13 protein-coding genes are annotated in these 14,338 nt (G+C 71.9%); 10 read left to right on the top strand and 3 right to left on the bottom strand.

Features of this window, described 5'->3' with window-relative positions; translation table 11 throughout:
- A partial coding sequence (locus EST54_RS18380; protein WP_244942552.1) for a PfkB family carbohydrate kinase occupies positions 1–716 on the bottom strand: 716 nt, incomplete at its 3' end.
- The gene (locus EST54_RS18375) at positions 713–1,759 is read right to left on the bottom strand and encodes a LacI family DNA-binding transcriptional regulator (RefSeq protein WP_129248730.1); all 1,047 of its coding nucleotides are present in this window, start codon (positions 1,757–1,759) and stop codon (positions 713–715) included. The genes EST54_RS18380 and EST54_RS18375, both read right to left, overlap by 4 nt.
- Before the next feature lie 298 nt (positions 1,760–2,057).
- On the opposite strand from EST54_RS18375, the gene EST54_RS18370 reads away from it, so the two are divergent.
- Entirely contained in the window at positions 2,058–2,471 is a 414-nt protein-coding gene (locus EST54_RS18370) for a Rieske (2Fe-2S) protein (protein ID WP_129248729.1), read from the top strand.
- Positions 2,472–2,502: 31 nt separating this feature from the next.
- Here the strand turns inward: EST54_RS18370 and EST54_RS18365 are convergent, their stop codons facing one another.
- Complete coding sequence (locus tag EST54_RS18365; protein ID WP_129248728.1) at positions 2,503–3,441, bottom strand: hypothetical protein; 939 nt, start codon at positions 3,439–3,441, stop codon at positions 2,503–2,505.
- 238 nt (positions 3,442–3,679) lie between these two features.
- Here EST54_RS18365 and EST54_RS18360 point away from each other — a divergent pair, with 238 nt between their 5' ends.
- The 9 genes from EST54_RS18360 (at position 3,680) to tpiA (ending at position 14,245) form a co-directional block, all read left to right on the top strand.
- Positions 3,680–4,327, top strand: coding sequence for a papain-like cysteine protease family protein (locus EST54_RS18360; protein WP_129248727.1), 648 nt, complete (start codon positions 3,680–3,682; stop codon positions 4,325–4,327).
- Between the two features lie 4 nt (positions 4,328–4,331).
- On the top strand, positions 4,332–5,192 hold the full coding sequence (locus EST54_RS18355; RefSeq protein ID WP_129248726.1) for a hypothetical protein: 861 nt from the start codon (positions 4,332–4,334) through the stop codon (positions 5,190–5,192).
- Between the two features lie 572 nt (positions 5,193–5,764).
- Positions 5,765–7,843 (top strand): excinuclease ABC subunit UvrC, encoded by a 2,079-nt coding sequence (uvrC, locus tag EST54_RS18350; protein WP_129248725.1) that lies wholly within the window; start codon positions 5,765–5,767, stop codon positions 7,841–7,843.
- Positions 7,840–8,784: an RNase adapter RapZ gene (rapZ, locus tag EST54_RS18345; RefSeq protein ID WP_129248724.1), complete on the top strand. Its 945-nt coding sequence runs from the start codon at positions 7,840–7,842 to the stop codon at positions 8,782–8,784. The genes uvrC and rapZ overlap by 4 nt, the downstream gene beginning before the upstream one ends.
- Positions 8,781–9,845 (top strand): gluconeogenesis factor YvcK family protein, encoded by a 1,065-nt coding sequence (locus tag EST54_RS18340; protein ID WP_129248723.1) that lies wholly within the window; start codon positions 8,781–8,783, stop codon positions 9,843–9,845. The genes rapZ and EST54_RS18340 overlap by 4 nt, the downstream gene beginning before the upstream one ends.
- Positions 9,836–10,825: a DNA-binding protein WhiA gene (whiA, locus tag EST54_RS18335; protein WP_018091880.1), complete on the top strand. Its 990-nt coding sequence runs from the start codon at positions 9,836–9,838 to the stop codon at positions 10,823–10,825. The genes EST54_RS18340 and whiA overlap by 10 nt, the downstream gene beginning before the upstream one ends.
- Before the next feature lie 313 nt (positions 10,826–11,138).
- Positions 11,139–12,143: a type I glyceraldehyde-3-phosphate dehydrogenase gene (gene gap / locus EST54_RS18330; protein ID WP_129248722.1), complete on the top strand. Its 1,005-nt coding sequence runs from the start codon at positions 11,139–11,141 to the stop codon at positions 12,141–12,143.
- A gap of 117 nt (positions 12,144–12,260) precedes the next feature.
- Complete coding sequence (locus EST54_RS18325; protein ID WP_129248721.1) at positions 12,261–13,463, top strand: phosphoglycerate kinase; 1,203 nt, start codon at positions 12,261–12,263, stop codon at positions 13,461–13,463.
- A 5-nt stretch (positions 13,464–13,468) separates the two neighbouring features.
- Positions 13,469–14,245, top strand: a complete 777-nt coding sequence (gene tpiA / locus EST54_RS18320) for a triose-phosphate isomerase (RefSeq protein ID WP_129248720.1) — start codon at positions 13,469–13,471, stop codon at positions 14,243–14,245.
- Positions 14,246–14,338: the final 93 nt, after the last annotated feature.

Here is a 14,338-nt window from a genome sequence, read left to right as displayed (position 1 = left end):
ACGACGCCCTCTCGTACGCCGCCGTCACCGCGCTCGGCGACGACGACTGGCGCGACATCCTGCGCTCCGCCGCCCGCCGCGGCACCGGCCCCCGCCAGCCACAGGGCGTCCTCCTCCGACATCTTCAGGAGGGCGAGATCGGGGAGCCAGGTGCGAAAGCGGGACCGGTAGGCGTCCGGATCGGCGATCAGACCGGCCCGGATATTGGGGTCCAGCGCCGTGAACACCCCGCGCCGCGCCTCGCGGTGCAGCAGGGCCTCATAGGCGCTCGCCCCCGGTTCCAGCACGAGCGAGCAGGTGCCCAGGGACAGCGCACGGACCGTGGCGGGCAGCGCCGGCGGCAGGGTGAAGAGCCGGTCGGCGGTGCCGTCGGCATAGAAGCCGTAGCCCGCCGACCCGTCCGGGCTGATGTCGGCCACGGCGAGGGTGGTCGGTTCACTGCCGCGCTGCACCAGCGAGGTGTCCACGCCGCTGCTGTGCAGCCCGTGCAGCAGCGCCGCACCGAAGGCATCGGTGGAGACCCGGGAGCAGAACGCGGCGGGCGAGCCCAGCCGCCCCAGCGCGACCGCGGTGTTGTACGGGCCGCCGCCGCGCTGCGGCTGCAGCGCCGGAAGCCGGCCGTCCGGGGTGGCGACGTCCACGCCCGGGCTGCTCGGGGAGGGCTCCTGCGGGCTGGGGACGAGGTCGATCAGTGCCTCGCCGGCGACGACGATCACGGGGTGCGGTTCCTTTCCTGGGCGGCCGGGGGCGCGGCCGGGGCGGGTTCGGCGCAGCCGCACGACGTACGGTGCACGAAGGTGCAGGGGAGACGGACGGTGCGCGGCGGCCGGTCCGGCTGCGCCAGCCGCTCCAGCAGCAGCTGGACCGCCGCCGCCCCGATCTCCTTGCTGGGCTGGGCGATCACGGTCAGCCGGGGCGTGAACAGATCGGCCCACGAGAAGTCGTCGAAACAGGCCAGCGCGATATCGCGGGGCACCTCCAGGCCCAGCTCGCGCAGCGCCCGGAGCGCGCCGATGGTCATCGCGTTGTTGGCGGTGACCAGCGCGGTGGGCGGTTGTGCCGCGGCGAGCAGCTGCCGGGTGGCGTCATGGGCGCCCGCCGCCTCGGAGTTGCCACCGGCGAGGAGTTCGGGGGCGAACGGCAGCCCGCGGGCGCGCAGGCCCTCGCGGTAGCCCTGGACGCGCTCGGTGGTCGTGCTCAGCCCGGGGAGGCCGGCCACCAGACCGATCCGGGTGTGCCCCGAGTCGGCCAGATGCTCGACCAGTTGACGCACCGGACCGGTGCTCTCGGCGCACACCTGGTCGTGGTCGTCGCCCACCAGCCGGTCCAGGAAGACCGTGGGCACCTCGCGTCGGGCCAGATACTCCACCATCTCGGCGGGCTCCGCGGACGGCGCGACGATCATGCCGTCCACCCGCCGCTCGTGCAGCAGCTGGACGACCGTGCGCTCGTGCCGCGGGTCGTCGTGCGGATCGGCGAGCAGCAGGCTGTAGCCGGCTTCCAGGGCGCCGGCCTCGACGCCCTGGAGGATCTCGGTGAAGTACGGGTTGCTGATCGCCGAGACCGCCAGGCCGATCGAGCGGGTACGGGAGGTGACCAGGGAGCGGGCCAGGGTGTTGTGGGTGTAGCCGAGCGCGTCGATGGCGCCGAGTACCGCGGTACGGGTATCCGGGCGCACCGGCCGCGTCCCGTTCAGCACGTGCGAGACCGTGGCGACGGACACCCCCGCACGCCGTGCCACATCCGCCATCGTCGTCATCCGGCTCTTCCTTCCCGCGCGGGGCGCCACGGCGGCTCCCCGGGCCGCGCTGGCACGGCCACTCTTCCCGCGAAGCCCTCACACTACGAGGCTCCGCCCGAAACGTAAACGCTTGCGTAAGCGTTTACGTCACACCGGGGACAAGCCGCCCGCCCCCGCTCCGGGCCCGGCCACGGCGCGCTGCTCTCCGTGCCGCCTCTCTCGCTGCGCGGACGCCCGGCCCGGCCGGAAGCGGAACGGTCTGTGCCGGTATCGTCGTCAGCCGCCAGCCACTGACGCCGTCCCCTCTGGAGCAGCCATGAGCCAGTCCCCCGCCCGCCGCACCGTGCTGCGGGGGGCCGCGCTCGCCGGCGCCGCCGGCTGCGGACTGACCGCCTGCTCGTCGGGGGACTCGGGCGCGAACGCCTCGGCGGTGCCCGACCGGCCGGTCGAGCTCGGGGCCGCGGCCGAGGTGCCGGTCGGGGGCGCCAAGCTCTACCGCGAGGACCGTCTCGTGGTGTCGCAGCCCGCCAAGGGCACGTACAAGTGCTTCAGCGCCAAGTGCACCCACGCCGGCTGCATCCTGTCGGAGGTCGACAAGAAGGAGGGCAGCTGCCCCTGCCACGGCAGCCGCTTCGACGTCACCACCGGCAAGGTCCTCCAGGGGCCGGCGGCGGACCCGCTGCCCGAGGTGCCGGTCAAGGCCAAGGACGGCAAGCTGATCGCGGGCTGAGGCGGCGGTCCGCCGCTCCGGTCGCGGGGACTCACCCCCAGTCCCAGGCGATGCCCAGTATCCCGGGCCGTACCCCCTGCTCCACGAGGTGCACCGCGCGGTGCTGTCCGCTGAGCGTCAGTTCTTGTCGACCGCTGCGCGGCGCGCCCGGCGAGGTCTGGGCGAAGCGGCGGCAGCGCACCGGCAGCGCCGCCTCGTCGAACCGGACCTGGAGCACGTACTGGCCGCCGGCGAAACTGAAGCCGCGCAGGTACTCGGTGCTCGGGCCGCCGCTGCCGTCCTCGAAGACGTAGCCGAAGACATGGGTGTCACCGGCCCGCAGCCGGGCGTCGAAGAGCAGCTCGGCGACCACCACCCCGGCCTCGGCGCTCCCGCGCACCCGGCCCAGCCGGCAGTTCTCCGCGGCCCGCACCCGGACGCGGGAGGGATCGCAGCCGGCATCGCCGCGGTGGATGGCGACATAGCGGTCCACGCCGTCCCGGTGTGCGCGCACCACCTGGAGTGACTCCCGTTCCAGGAGCCGGCGCTCGGGCCCGATGCGGACCCGCTCATGATGGCCCACGGTGTGCAGACCGCCGTCCGCGGGAGCCTCCAGCTCGGTGAACAGCTGCCGCAGCGCCTCGGCGGGCGCCACCAGGGAGCGGTACGTGCGGGCGGCCGGCCGCTCGGCCTCCGGGAGGCCGCTGCCCTCCGGCACCAGCAGCCGGTGCAGCGAGCGCGCGGGCAGCTCCAGGACCTCCTCCAGGGCGCGCACCGCCCGCAGCGACTCGGGGCGCTGCGGGCGCCGGGCGCCCTGCTGCCAGTAACTCAGGCTGGTCACCCCGATGGTGATGCCGCGCTCCGCGAGCTTGTGCTGGACGCGGGTGAGGGCGAGCCCGCGCTCGGTGAGCGCGGAGCGCAGCGCGAGGTGGAACGGGCCGGTGCGCAGCAGCTGCGCCAGCTCGGCCGACCGGGGGGTGTCCTGTGCCATTGCCTCAATCCTCCGGCGCGGTGAACGTTCACATCCGGATCGCCCGCTGCGCGCCGTACGGCCAGGTCACTGCAGCAAGCCGGGCACCGGCCGTTCACATCCGGGCCCCTCCGTCCACACCCCCATGTCATCTCGCATTGAAGCGTGTTGACCTGCCTGCGACAACACCCGATGCTCCTCAACAGCATCCGGATGCGCTCCTCTCACCCCCCTCACCCCCCTGTTCGGGAGGAACGCCATGACTCGTGCACCCCACGCACGCGTTTCCCGCCGCAGATGGCTGTCGGCCGCGGCCCTCACCGCCGCCGCACTGACCATGCTCACGGGGACGATCCCCGCCTCTGCCACCCCCCTCACACCCCCGGCGCACGCCCTCACCGCCCGTAGTACGGCGGCCGCCCTGCGCACCGCCAACAGCCTCGGCATCGCCATGCAGGCCCAGGAGAACACCAACTGGTGCTGGGCGGGCTCGGGCAACACCATCGCGGCCTGGTACGGCAAGAACTACAGCCAGAACGAGTTCTGCAACGCCGCCTTCCAGCGCCAGCAGGGCACCTCCTGCCCCAACGACCAGGCCACCCTGGGCAATGTGCAGAACGCCTTCGCCTGGATGGGCATCAACTCCGGCTCCTACGTGAGCGGTTCGCTCGGCTACGGCACCGTGCAGAGCGAGATCGACGCCGGCCGTCCGATGGAGACCCGCATCCAGTGGTCCTCCGGTGGCGGCCACATGCATGTGCTCTATGGCTATGACACAGAACGCAACTGGGTCTACTGGGGTGATCCCTGGGCGACCAATAATCGCTATAACTGGGGCGATTTCGACTACTACGTGAACGGCAGCTCCTTCTCCTGGACACACTCCCTCTACCGGATAGGAGCCTGAGGCCATGACGAAGCGCACCGCAGTCCGCACCGCCCTCCGCGCCGTCGCCACCGGGACGGTCGCGACCGCCCTCATGGGCCTCACGCCGCACCCCGCACTGGCCGCGGCCGTCCCCGCGCCCCAGGCCCCGGCCCGCGCGAGCCTCACCGCCGCCCGTGCGGCGGCCACCGCCCCCGCGACCCTGCACACCCTCGCCCGGTTCTTCGCCGCCGAGGGGCAGCACGGCGGCGCCGCCGTGACCGGGGCCGCACCGGCCGCCCCGCGCATCGAGGGCGGCACCGTCCCCGTGTACGGCCTGTCACCGGACTTCGTCCGCGGCCGGCCGGCGGCCCCGGTCGCCCGGCTGGAGTTCCTCGCCACCAAGGCGGTGGCCGCCGACGGCCGGACCGCCTCGGTGTGGACCGCCTCGCAGGGCGGTGCCTGGAAGGTCGTCAATATCGCCGGCGGCGACGACGAGACCCGTTACACCGCGGCCGGCGCCGCGCGGGCACAGGGCGGCACGGTCTTCCACGAGCCGCAGATCGACGCCTGGTACGTCCAGCGCGGCGACCGGATCGAGCCACTGGACGCCGACGCCCGCAAGGCCGTCGGCGCGCACGGCACCACGGTCGCCGCCTACCGCACGCGGGTGGCGAAGGCCTACGGGGACAAGCTCCCCGGCTCCGCGTACGACAGGCGCGGGGAGGCCGGCGGCTACGGCCCGCCCGCCGCCGGGAAGGGCCCCCGGAAGGCGCCCGTCGAGGCCGGGGCGCTCACGGGCGACTCCTTCCCGGTGACCGCGGCCTCGACCGTGGCGGCCGCCGCCGCTCTGCTCGCCCTGGGGCTGTCCGCCGCCGTGGCGCTGCGCCGCCGGCACAGTCACTGAGCAGGCCTTCTCCCCGCTGCCGGACGGTGGGCGGCGGCGGGGGGACGGGGAACGGAGCACGGCGCACGGAGCGGCCGGCGTGCACCCGGCGCACGGGGGCGGCGCCCGATCCGCGCCTCGTGCGGCGGGGCATCCCGGCCGCCGTCCTCCGGGCCCCGTACGGACATTGACCGGCCGTCATGCCGCTGACGCGCCGTCCGCAGGAGCTGTCCCGGCAGGAGCCGTCCCGGCGTCCCCCCCCCCGACGGGCGGGCGCCGATCTCCCGCGTCGTGCGCCCGTGCCCCGGATCGGCGCGGCACGTCTCGACCGGGCCGCACCGCCCACTACTGACCGCCCACTACTGACCGCCCACTGCTGGCCGCCCACTACTGACCGCCCGCCCCCGCCCTGCTCCACCCGGATGCGCACCGTCCCGTCCCCGCCCGCACCGTGCCCCTGCGCTCCCCGCCGCAGGCCGGGGCCCGCCCGTGACGGCGTGGCGGCCGGGGTCCGCCGGACCGGTGGCGTCCGGCCGGCCGCGGGAGTGGTCGGGGCACCGTGAATGTCGGTGGCGGTCAGTAGGGTGGTGTGCATGGCAGACCCCAGCAGCTATCGACCCAAGCCGGGACAGATCCCCGACTCGCCGGGGGTCTATAAGTTCCGCGACGAGCACGGCCGGGTCATCTACGTCGGCAAGGCCAAGAGCCTGCGCCAGCGCCTGGCCAGCTACTTCCAGGACCTGGCCGGCCTCCATCCGCGTACCCGCACGATGGTCACCACCGCCGCCGCGGTGGAATGGACCGTGGTCTCCACGGAGGTCGAGGCGCTCCAGCTCGAATACACCTGGATCAAGGAGTTCGACCCCCGGTTCAACGTCAAGTACCGCGACGACAAGAGCTATCCGTATCTGGCGGTGACCCTCAACGAGGAGTTCCCGCGCGTCCAGGTCATGCGCGGTGCCAAGAAGAAGGGCGTGCGCTATTTCGGCCCCTACGGCCACGCCTGGGCCATCCGCGAGACCGTCGATCTGATGCTGCGGGTCTTCCCGGTGCGTACCTGCTCCGCCGGTGTCTTCAAGCGCTCCGCCCAGATCGGCCGCCCCTGCCTGCTCGGCTACATCGGCAAGTGCTCGGCCCCCTGCGTCGAGCGGATCTCCGCCGGGGACCACCGCGAACTCGCCGAGGAATTCTGCGACTTCATGGCCGGCCGCACCGGCGCCTACCTCCGCCGCCTGGAGCGGCAGATGCAGGAGGCCGCCGAGGAGATGGAGTACGAGCGCGCCGCCCGGCTGCGGGACGACATAGGGGCGCTCAAGCGGGCCATGGAGAAGAGCGCCGTGGTCCTCGCCGACGCCACCGACGCCGATCTGATCGCCGTCGCCGAGGACGAACTCGAAGCCGCCGTCCAGATCTTCCACGTCCGCGGCGGCCGGGTCCGCGGCCAGCGCGGCTGGGTCACCGACAAGGTCGAGGCCGTCACCACCGGCGATCTCGTCGAGCACGCCCTCCAGCAGTTGTACGGCGAGGAGCAGGGCGACGCCGTCCCCAAGGAGGTCCTGGTCCCGGCGCTCCCCGAGCCCGTCGAGCCGGTCGCGCAGTGGCTCTCGCACCGTCGCGGCTCCCAGGTCTCGCTGCGGATTCCGCAGCGCGGCGACAAGAAGGACCTGATGGCCACGGTCGGCCGCAACGCCCAGCAGGCGCTGGCGCTGCACAAGACCAAGCGCGCCTCCGACCTGACCACCCGCTCCCGCGCGCTGGAGGAGATCGCCGAGGCGCTCGGCCTTGATTCGGTGCCGCTGCGCATCGAGTGCTTCGACATCTCCCACCTCCAGGGCGACGACGTCGTCGCCTCGATGGTGGTGTTCGAGGACGGCCTCGCCCGCAAGAGCGAGTACCGCCGCTTCCAGATCAAGGGCCGGGTGGGCGACGAGCAGATCTGGCACGGCCAGGGCCAGGACGACGTCCGCTCCATGCACGAGGTCACCGCCCGCCGCTTCCGGCGCTACCTCCAGGAGAAGCAGCGGTCCGGCGAATGGACGGAGGAGCCGGCCGAGGACGCCCCCGTGGAGGCCGAGAGCCCCATGGAGCCGGGTGCCGGCCGCCCCGTCGACGAGGACGGCCGCCCCAAGCGGTTCGCCTACCCGCCCCAGCTCGTGGTCGTCGACGGCGGCGCCCCGCAGGTCGCGGCCGCGCGCAGGGCCCTGGACGAGCTCGGCATCGACGATGTCGCCGTCTGCGGCCTGGCCAAGCGCCTCGAAGAGGTCTGGCTGCCCGGGGACGACGACCCGGTGGTGCTGCCGCGCAGCAGCGAGGGCCTCTACCTCCTCCAGCGCGTCCGTGACGAGGCGCACCGCTTCGCCCTCCGATATCAGCGCACCAAGCGCGGCAAGCGGCTGAAGGCCTCCCCACTGGACGCCGTCGCCGGGCTGGGCGACACCCGCCGCCAGGCCCTGCTCAAGCACTTCGGCTCGCTGAAGAAGCTGCGGGCCGCGACGGTCGACGAGATCTGTGAGGTCCCGGGCGTCGGCCGCAAGACCGCCGAGACGGTCGTTGCGGCGCTGGCCGGGGCGGCACCGTCCGCCCCCGCGGTGAACACCGCCACAGGAGAGATCATTGAGGATGACGGGGCCCCACCGGCCGCGTTGTCGGCAGAACGGGGGCAGGAACGATGAGTACACCGCACGAAGCGCAGGAACCCGAGAGAGACGGTGCAGAGGTGAACACGGGCACGACCGATCAGGGCGAGAGCGCCGCGATTCCCGAGTTGGTGATCATCTCCGGGATGTCCGGCGCCGGCCGCAGCACGGCCGCGAAGTGCCTGGAGGACCTCGGCTGGTTCGTCGTCGACAACATCCCGCCCGAGCTGATCGCGCCGATGGTCGAGCTGGGCGCCCGCTCGCAGGGCAATGTCGCCCGGATCGCGGTCGTCGTCGACGTCCGCGGCCGCCGGTTCTTCGCCAACCTCAAGGAATCGCTGGCCACCCTCGACGCGCAGAACGTCAAGCGCCGCATCGTCTTCCTGGAGTCCTCCGACGAGGCCCTGGTGCGCCGCTTCGAGTCGGTGCGCCGCCCGCACCCCCTCCAGGGCGACGGCCGGATCGTCGACGGCATCGCCGCCGAGCGCGATCTGCTGCGCGAGCTGCGCGGCGACGCCGACCTGGTCATCGACACCTCCAGCCTCAACGTCCACGAGCTGCGCGCCAAGATGGACGCCCAGTTCGCCGGCGAAGAGGTCCCCGAGCTGCGCGCCACGGTCATGTCCTTCGGCTTCAAGTACGGCCTGCCGGTCGACGCCGACATGGTCATCGACTGCCGCTTCATCCCCAACCCGCACTGGGTCCCCGAGCTGCGCCCCTTCACGGGGCTCAACGACGAGGTCTCCAGCTATGTCTTCAGCCAGCCCGGCTCCAAGGAGTTCCTGGACGGCTACGCCGAGCTGCTGCGGATCGTCGCGGAGGGCTACCGCCGGGAGGGCAAGCGCTATGTGACCATCGCCGTGGGCTGCACGGGCGGCAAGCACCGCAGTGTTGCGATGTCCGAGAAGCTCGCCCGCCGTCTGGTCTCCGAAGGGGTGGAAACGGTCGTCGTCCACCGGGACATGGGGCGCGAGTGAGCGGGCGCACCACTCCCCGGCTGCGCCGGGTCCGCCGCTTCGTCTCCAGCGCGCGGACGACGAAGGGCGCCACCCCCAAGGTGGTCGCGCTGGGCGGCGGCATGGGGCTGTCCGCCTCGCTGGCCGCGCTGCGCCGTATCACCGGTGATCTGACCGCCGTGGTCACGGTCGCCGACGACGGCGGCTCCAGCGGCCGCCTGCGCGACGAGCTGGGCGTCCTGCCGCCCGGCGATCTGCGCAAGGCGCTGGCCGCCCTCTGCGGCGACGACGACTGGGGCCAGACCTGGTCGCGGGTGATCCAGCACCGCTTCCAGAGCGAAGGGGAGCTCCACGACCACGCGGTCGGCAATCTGCTGATCGTCGCGCTGTGGGAGCAGCTCGGCGATCATGTCCAGGCGCTCGACCTGGTCGGCAAGCTGCTCGGCGCGCACGGCCGGGTGCTGCCGATGTCGGCGGTGCCCCTGGAGCTCCAGGCCCAGGTCAAGGGGCATGACGCGGACCGCCCGGACGAGATCTCCACGGTCCGCGGCCAGGCCACCGTCGCGCTCACCCGCGGCGAGGTGCAGTCCGTCCATGTGGTCCCCGAGGACCCGCCGGCCGTCCCCGAGGCGGTGGCCGCGGTGCGTGACGCCGACTGGGTGGTGCTCGGCCCCGGATCCTGGTTCTCCTCGGTGATCCCGCATCTGCTGGTGCCGGAGCTGCGCGAGGCCCTGGAGGAGACCAAGGCCCGAAAGGTCCTTTCGCTCAACCTTGCGCCCCAACCGGGCGAAACCGATGGCTTCTCCCCGCAGCGTCATTTGGAGGTTTTGGCCCGACACGCCCCTAAACTCGCCTTCGACGTGGTGCTGGCCGACAAGGCCGCCGTGCCCGACCTCGATGGCCTGACCACTGCCGCAAAGCAGCTGGTCGGCAGCGAGGTCGAGCTGGCGGCGGTCGCCGCACAAGGAGACGACGCCCGGTCGAGCGCCGGGGGAGCCCCCGACCGGCACGACCCGGAGCTGCTGGCAGCCGCGTACGACCGTATTTTTCGGATGCATGGAAGGATCGGCCCATGGCGATGACGGCAGCGGTGAAGGATGAAATCTCCCGGCTCCCCGTCACCCGGACCTGCTGCCGGAAGTCGGAGGTCTCGTCGATCCTGCGGTTCGCGGGCGGTCTGCATCTGGTCAGCGGACGCATCGTGATCGAGGCGGAGCTGGACACCGGCATTGCCGCCCGTCGGCTGCGCAAGGACATCCTGGAGATCTTCGGGCACAGCTCCGACCTGGTGGTGATGGCCCCCGGCGGGCTGCGGCGCGGCAGCCGCTACGTGGTCCGGGTCGTGGCCGGCGGCGATCAGCTGGCCCGGCAGACCGGCCTGGTGGACGGCCGCGGCCGCCCGATCCGCGGCCTGCCCCCACAGGTCGTCTCCGGCGCGACCTGCGACGCCGAGGCGGCCTGGCGCGGGGCCTTCCTGGCCCATGGCTCGCTGACCGAGCCCGGCCGCTCCTCGTCGCTGGAGGTCACCTGCCCCGGGCCCGAGGCGGCGCTCGCGCTGGTCGGCGCCGCCCGCCGGCTCGGCATCGGCGCCAAGGCCCGCGAGGTGCGCGGCGTGGACCGCGTCGTCGTCCGTGACGGTGATGCGATCGGCGCCCTGCTGACGCGGCTCGGGGCCCACGAGTCGGTGCTCGCGTGGGAGGAGCGGCGGATGCGCCGCGAGGTCCGCGCCACCGCCAACCGCCTGGCCAACTTCGACGACGCCAACCTCCGCCGCTCGGCGCGCGCCGCGGTCGCCGCGGGCGCCCGGGTCCAACGCGCCCTGGAGATCCTCGGCGAGGAGGTCCCCGAGCACCTCGCCGCGGCCGGCCGGCTGCGCATGGAGCACAAGCAGGCATCGCTGGAGGAGCTGGGCGCCCTCGCGGACCCGCCGCTGACCAAGGACGCCGTCGCCGGCCGGATCCGCCGGCTGCTGGCGATGGCCGACAAGCGGGCCCAGGACCTCGGCATCCCCGGCACGGAATCCAATCTCACCGAGGAGCTCGCCGAGGGCATGGTCGGCTGACGACCGGTGCCTCGCACCCCACCGGGCATCCCCTCGCGTCCCCGGCGTCACTTCCGAAACGGTGCCGTCGGGGGAGGCGTGGGCGGGCGCGCACGAGGGCCGTTCAAACCGCTCGTTTGAGGGATTGGGAGCGCTTCTGGGCTCGCTCGTTTGAGGGGCCAGGAGCCCTTCTGTGGCTGCTCGTTTGAGGGTACGAAGGCCCGTTTGTCAATGTCACGTACGTCTCTCTTTGGGGGTAGGGTCGGAGGCGGTCGGGGACAGCCCATACAGCTCGCCGGTAACTCATCGGCGTACCTAACGAGGAGATCGGTTCGTGACGATCCGCGTAGGCATCAACGGATTCGGCCGCATTGGTCGCAACTACTTCCGCGCGCTCCTGGAGCAGGGCGCGGACATCGAGATCGTCGGTGTCAACGACCTGACCGACAACGCCACTCTGGTTCACCTGCTGAAGTACGACACCATCCTGGGTCGTCTCAAGCAGGACGTCAGCCACACCGACGACACCATCACGGTCGGCAACCAGACCTTCAAGACGATGGCCGAGCGCGACCCGGCCAACCTCCCCTGGGCGGAGCTGGGCGCCGACATCGTCATCGAGTCGACCGGCATCTTCACCAAGAAGGCCGACGCCGAGAAGCACATCCGGGCCGGCGCCAAGAAGGTCCTGATCTCCGCGCCCGCCAAGGACGAGGACATCACGATCGTGATGGGCGTCAACAACGACAAGTACGACGCGGCCAAGCACCACGTCATCTCCAACGCCTCCTGCACCACCAACTGTGTGGCGCCGATGGCCAAGGTTCTCGACGAGAACTTCGGCATCGTCAAGGGCCTGATGACCACGGTCCACGCGTACACCAACGACCAGCGGATCCTGGACTTCCCGCACAGCGACCTGCGCCGCGCCCGCGCCGCCGCGGAGAACATCATCCCGACCTCGACGGGTGCCGCCAAGGCCACCGCCCTGGTCCTCCCGCAGCTCAAGGGCAAGCTGGACGGCATCGCCATGCGCGTGCCGGTCCCCACCGGCTCCGTCACCGACCTGGTCCTGGAGCTGGACCGCGAGGTCACCAAGGACGAGATCAACACCGCCTTCCAGAAGGCCGCCGAGGGCCAGCTCAAGGGCATTCTCGAGTACACCGAGGACCCGATCGTCTCCTCGGACATCGTGAACTTCCCGGCCTCCTGCACCTTCGACTCGAAGCTGACGATGTCCCAGGGCAAGCAGGTCAAGGTCGTCGGCTGGTACGACAACGAGTGGGGCTACTCCAACCGCCTGGTGGACCTGACCACCTTCGTCGGCGGCCAGCTCTGATCTCTGGTTCACACCCGAGGCACCGCGAGATGTGAGGACGGGGCTCGTACGACGCGAGGAAGCGTCGTACGGGCCCCGTTCCGCGACCTACCGACCCATGTGATGGAGTCACTCCTCATGAAGACGATCGACGACCTTCAGGTAGCGGGCAAGCGCGTCTTTGTCCGCGCCGACCTGAACGTGCCGCTGGACGGCACCACCATTACCGACGACGGCCGGATCCGCGCCGTCGCCCCGACGATCGCCAAGCTCGTCGAGCGCGGCGCCCAGGTGATCGTCGCCTCCCACCTGGGCCGTCCCAAGGGCGCCCCGGACCCGGCCTTCTCGCTGGCCCCCGCGGCCGCACGGCTGGGTGAAATCCTCGGCCAGGACGTGGCGTTCGCGACCGACACGGTCGGCGAGTCCGCCGCGTCCGTGACCGCCGGCCTGGCGGACGGCCAGGTCGCCGTGCTGGAGAACCTCCGCTTCAACGCGGGCGAGACCAGCAAGGACGACGCCGAGCGCGGCGCGTTCGCCGACCGGCTCGCCGCCCTCGCCGACCTGTACGTGGGCGACGGCTTCGGCGCCGTGCACCGCAAGCACGCCTCCGTCTACGACCTGCCGAAGCGCCTTCCGCACGCCGCCGGCGACCTGATCGCCACCGAGGTCGGCGTCCTGAAGAAGCTCACCGAGGACGTCAAGCGCCCGTACGCCGTCGCGCTCGGCGGGGCCAAGGTCTCCGACAAGCTCGCCGTCATCGACCAGCTGATCGAGAAGGCCGACCGCATCCTGGTCGGCGGCGGGATGGCCTACACCTTCCTCAAGGCCAAGGGCCACGAGGTCGGCATCTCGCTGCTCCAGGAAGACCAGGTCCCGGCCTGCCTGGAGTACCTGGCGCGGGCCGAGAAGCGCGGCGTGGAGTTCGTCCTCCCCGTCGACGTCCTGGTGGCGTCCGAGTTCCCGGACCTGAAGACCAAGGCCCCGGCTCACCCCGACACCGTCGCCGCGGACGCCATCCCGGCCGACAAGGAGGGCCTGGACATCGGCCCGAAGACCCGTGAGCTCTACGCCGCGAAGCTCGCCGACGCGGGCACGGTCTTCTGGAACGGCCCGATGGGCGTCTTCGAGCACCCGGACTACGCGGGCGGCACCCAGGCCGTCGCGCAGGCCCTGCTGGACTCGGACGCCTTCACCGTCGTCGGCGGCGGTGACAGTGCCGCCGCGGTCCGGCTGCTGGGCTTCGACGAGAATGCTTTCGGCCATATCTCGACCGGCGGCGGCGCCAGCCTCGAATACCTCGAAGGTAAGACGCTCCCCGGCCTCGCCGCTCTGGAGGACTGAACATCGTGACTGACCGCACCCCGCTGATGGCGGGCAACTGGAAGATGAACCTCAACCACCTTGAGGCCATCGCACACGTCCAGAAGCTCGCCTTCGCCCTCGCCGACAAGGACTTCGACGCCGTAGAGGTCGCGGTCCTGCCGCCCTTCACCGACCTGCGGTCGGTGCAGACGCTGGTCGACGGCGACAAGCTCAAGATCAAGTACGGCGCCCAGGACATCTCCGCGCACGACTTCGGTGCCTACACCGGTGAGATCTCCGGCCCGATGCTGGCCAAGCTCAAGTGCGCGTACGTGGCCATCGGCCACAGCGAGCGCCGCCAGTACCACGGTGAGAACGAAGAGATCTGCAACGCCAAGGTCAAGGCCGCGTTCAAGCACGGCCTCACCCCGATCCTGTGCGTCGGCGAGGGCCTGGACGTGCGCAAGGCCGGCAACCAGGTCGCGCACACCCTCGCCCAGGTCGACGGCGGTCTGGCGGACATCCCGGCCGAGCAGGCCGAGACGATCGTGATCGCCTACGAGCCGGTGTGGGCCATCGGCACCGGCGAGGTCGCCACCCCCGAGGACGCGCAGGAGGTCTGCGGTGCCATCCGCGGCCGCCTCGCGGAGCTCTACAGCCAGGAGCTGGCCGACAAGGTCCGCATCCAGTACGGCGGCTCCGTCAAGTCCGGCAACGTCGCCGCGATCATGGCGCAGCCCGACGTCGACGGCGCGCTGATCGGTGGCGCGGCGCTGGACGCCGACGAATTTGTGAAGATCGTCCGCTTCCGCGACCAGTAGCCGCTATGACGAGGGGGAGCCCTCGTCGTACCCTGTCGGGGCCGGGACCGGTGCAGCAGCGCCGACCCCGGCCCCGCACCATCTGTTCCACAG

It is taken from the genome of Streptomyces sioyaensis (assembly GCF_004122735.1).
Taxonomy (GTDB): domain Bacteria; phylum Actinomycetota; class Actinomycetes; order Streptomycetales; family Streptomycetaceae; genus Streptomyces; species Streptomyces sioyaensis.
The sequence above is the reverse complement of the archived record's forward strand: the minus strand, read 5'-3'. Positions and strand labels throughout refer to the sequence as shown.

Coding starts and splice junctions, on each gene's coding strand:
- EST54_RS18375 (WP_129248730.1), bottom strand. CDS start 1,759: ATGACGACGATGGCGGATGTGGCACGGCGTGCGGGGGTGTCCGTCGCC.
- rapZ (WP_129248724.1), top strand. CDS start 7,840: ATGAGTACACCGCACGAAGCGCAGGAACCCGAGAGAGACGGTGCAGAG.
- whiA (WP_018091880.1), top strand. CDS start 9,836: ATGGCGATGACGGCAGCGGTGAAGGATGAAATCTCCCGGCTCCCCGTC.
- uvrC (WP_129248725.1), top strand. CDS start 5,765: ATGGCAGACCCCAGCAGCTATCGACCCAAGCCGGGACAGATCCCCGAC.
- EST54_RS18370 (WP_129248729.1), top strand. CDS start 2,058: ATGAGCCAGTCCCCCGCCCGCCGCACCGTGCTGCGGGGGGCCGCGCTC.
- EST54_RS18365 (WP_129248728.1), bottom strand. CDS start 3,441: ATGGCACAGGACACCCCCCGGTCGGCCGAGCTGGCGCAGCTGCTGCGC.
- EST54_RS18325 (WP_129248721.1), top strand. CDS start 12,261: ATGAAGACGATCGACGACCTTCAGGTAGCGGGCAAGCGCGTCTTTGTC.
- EST54_RS18360 (WP_129248727.1), top strand. CDS start 3,680: ATGACTCGTGCACCCCACGCACGCGTTTCCCGCCGCAGATGGCTGTCG.
- EST54_RS18355 (WP_129248726.1), top strand. CDS start 4,332: ATGACGAAGCGCACCGCAGTCCGCACCGCCCTCCGCGCCGTCGCCACC.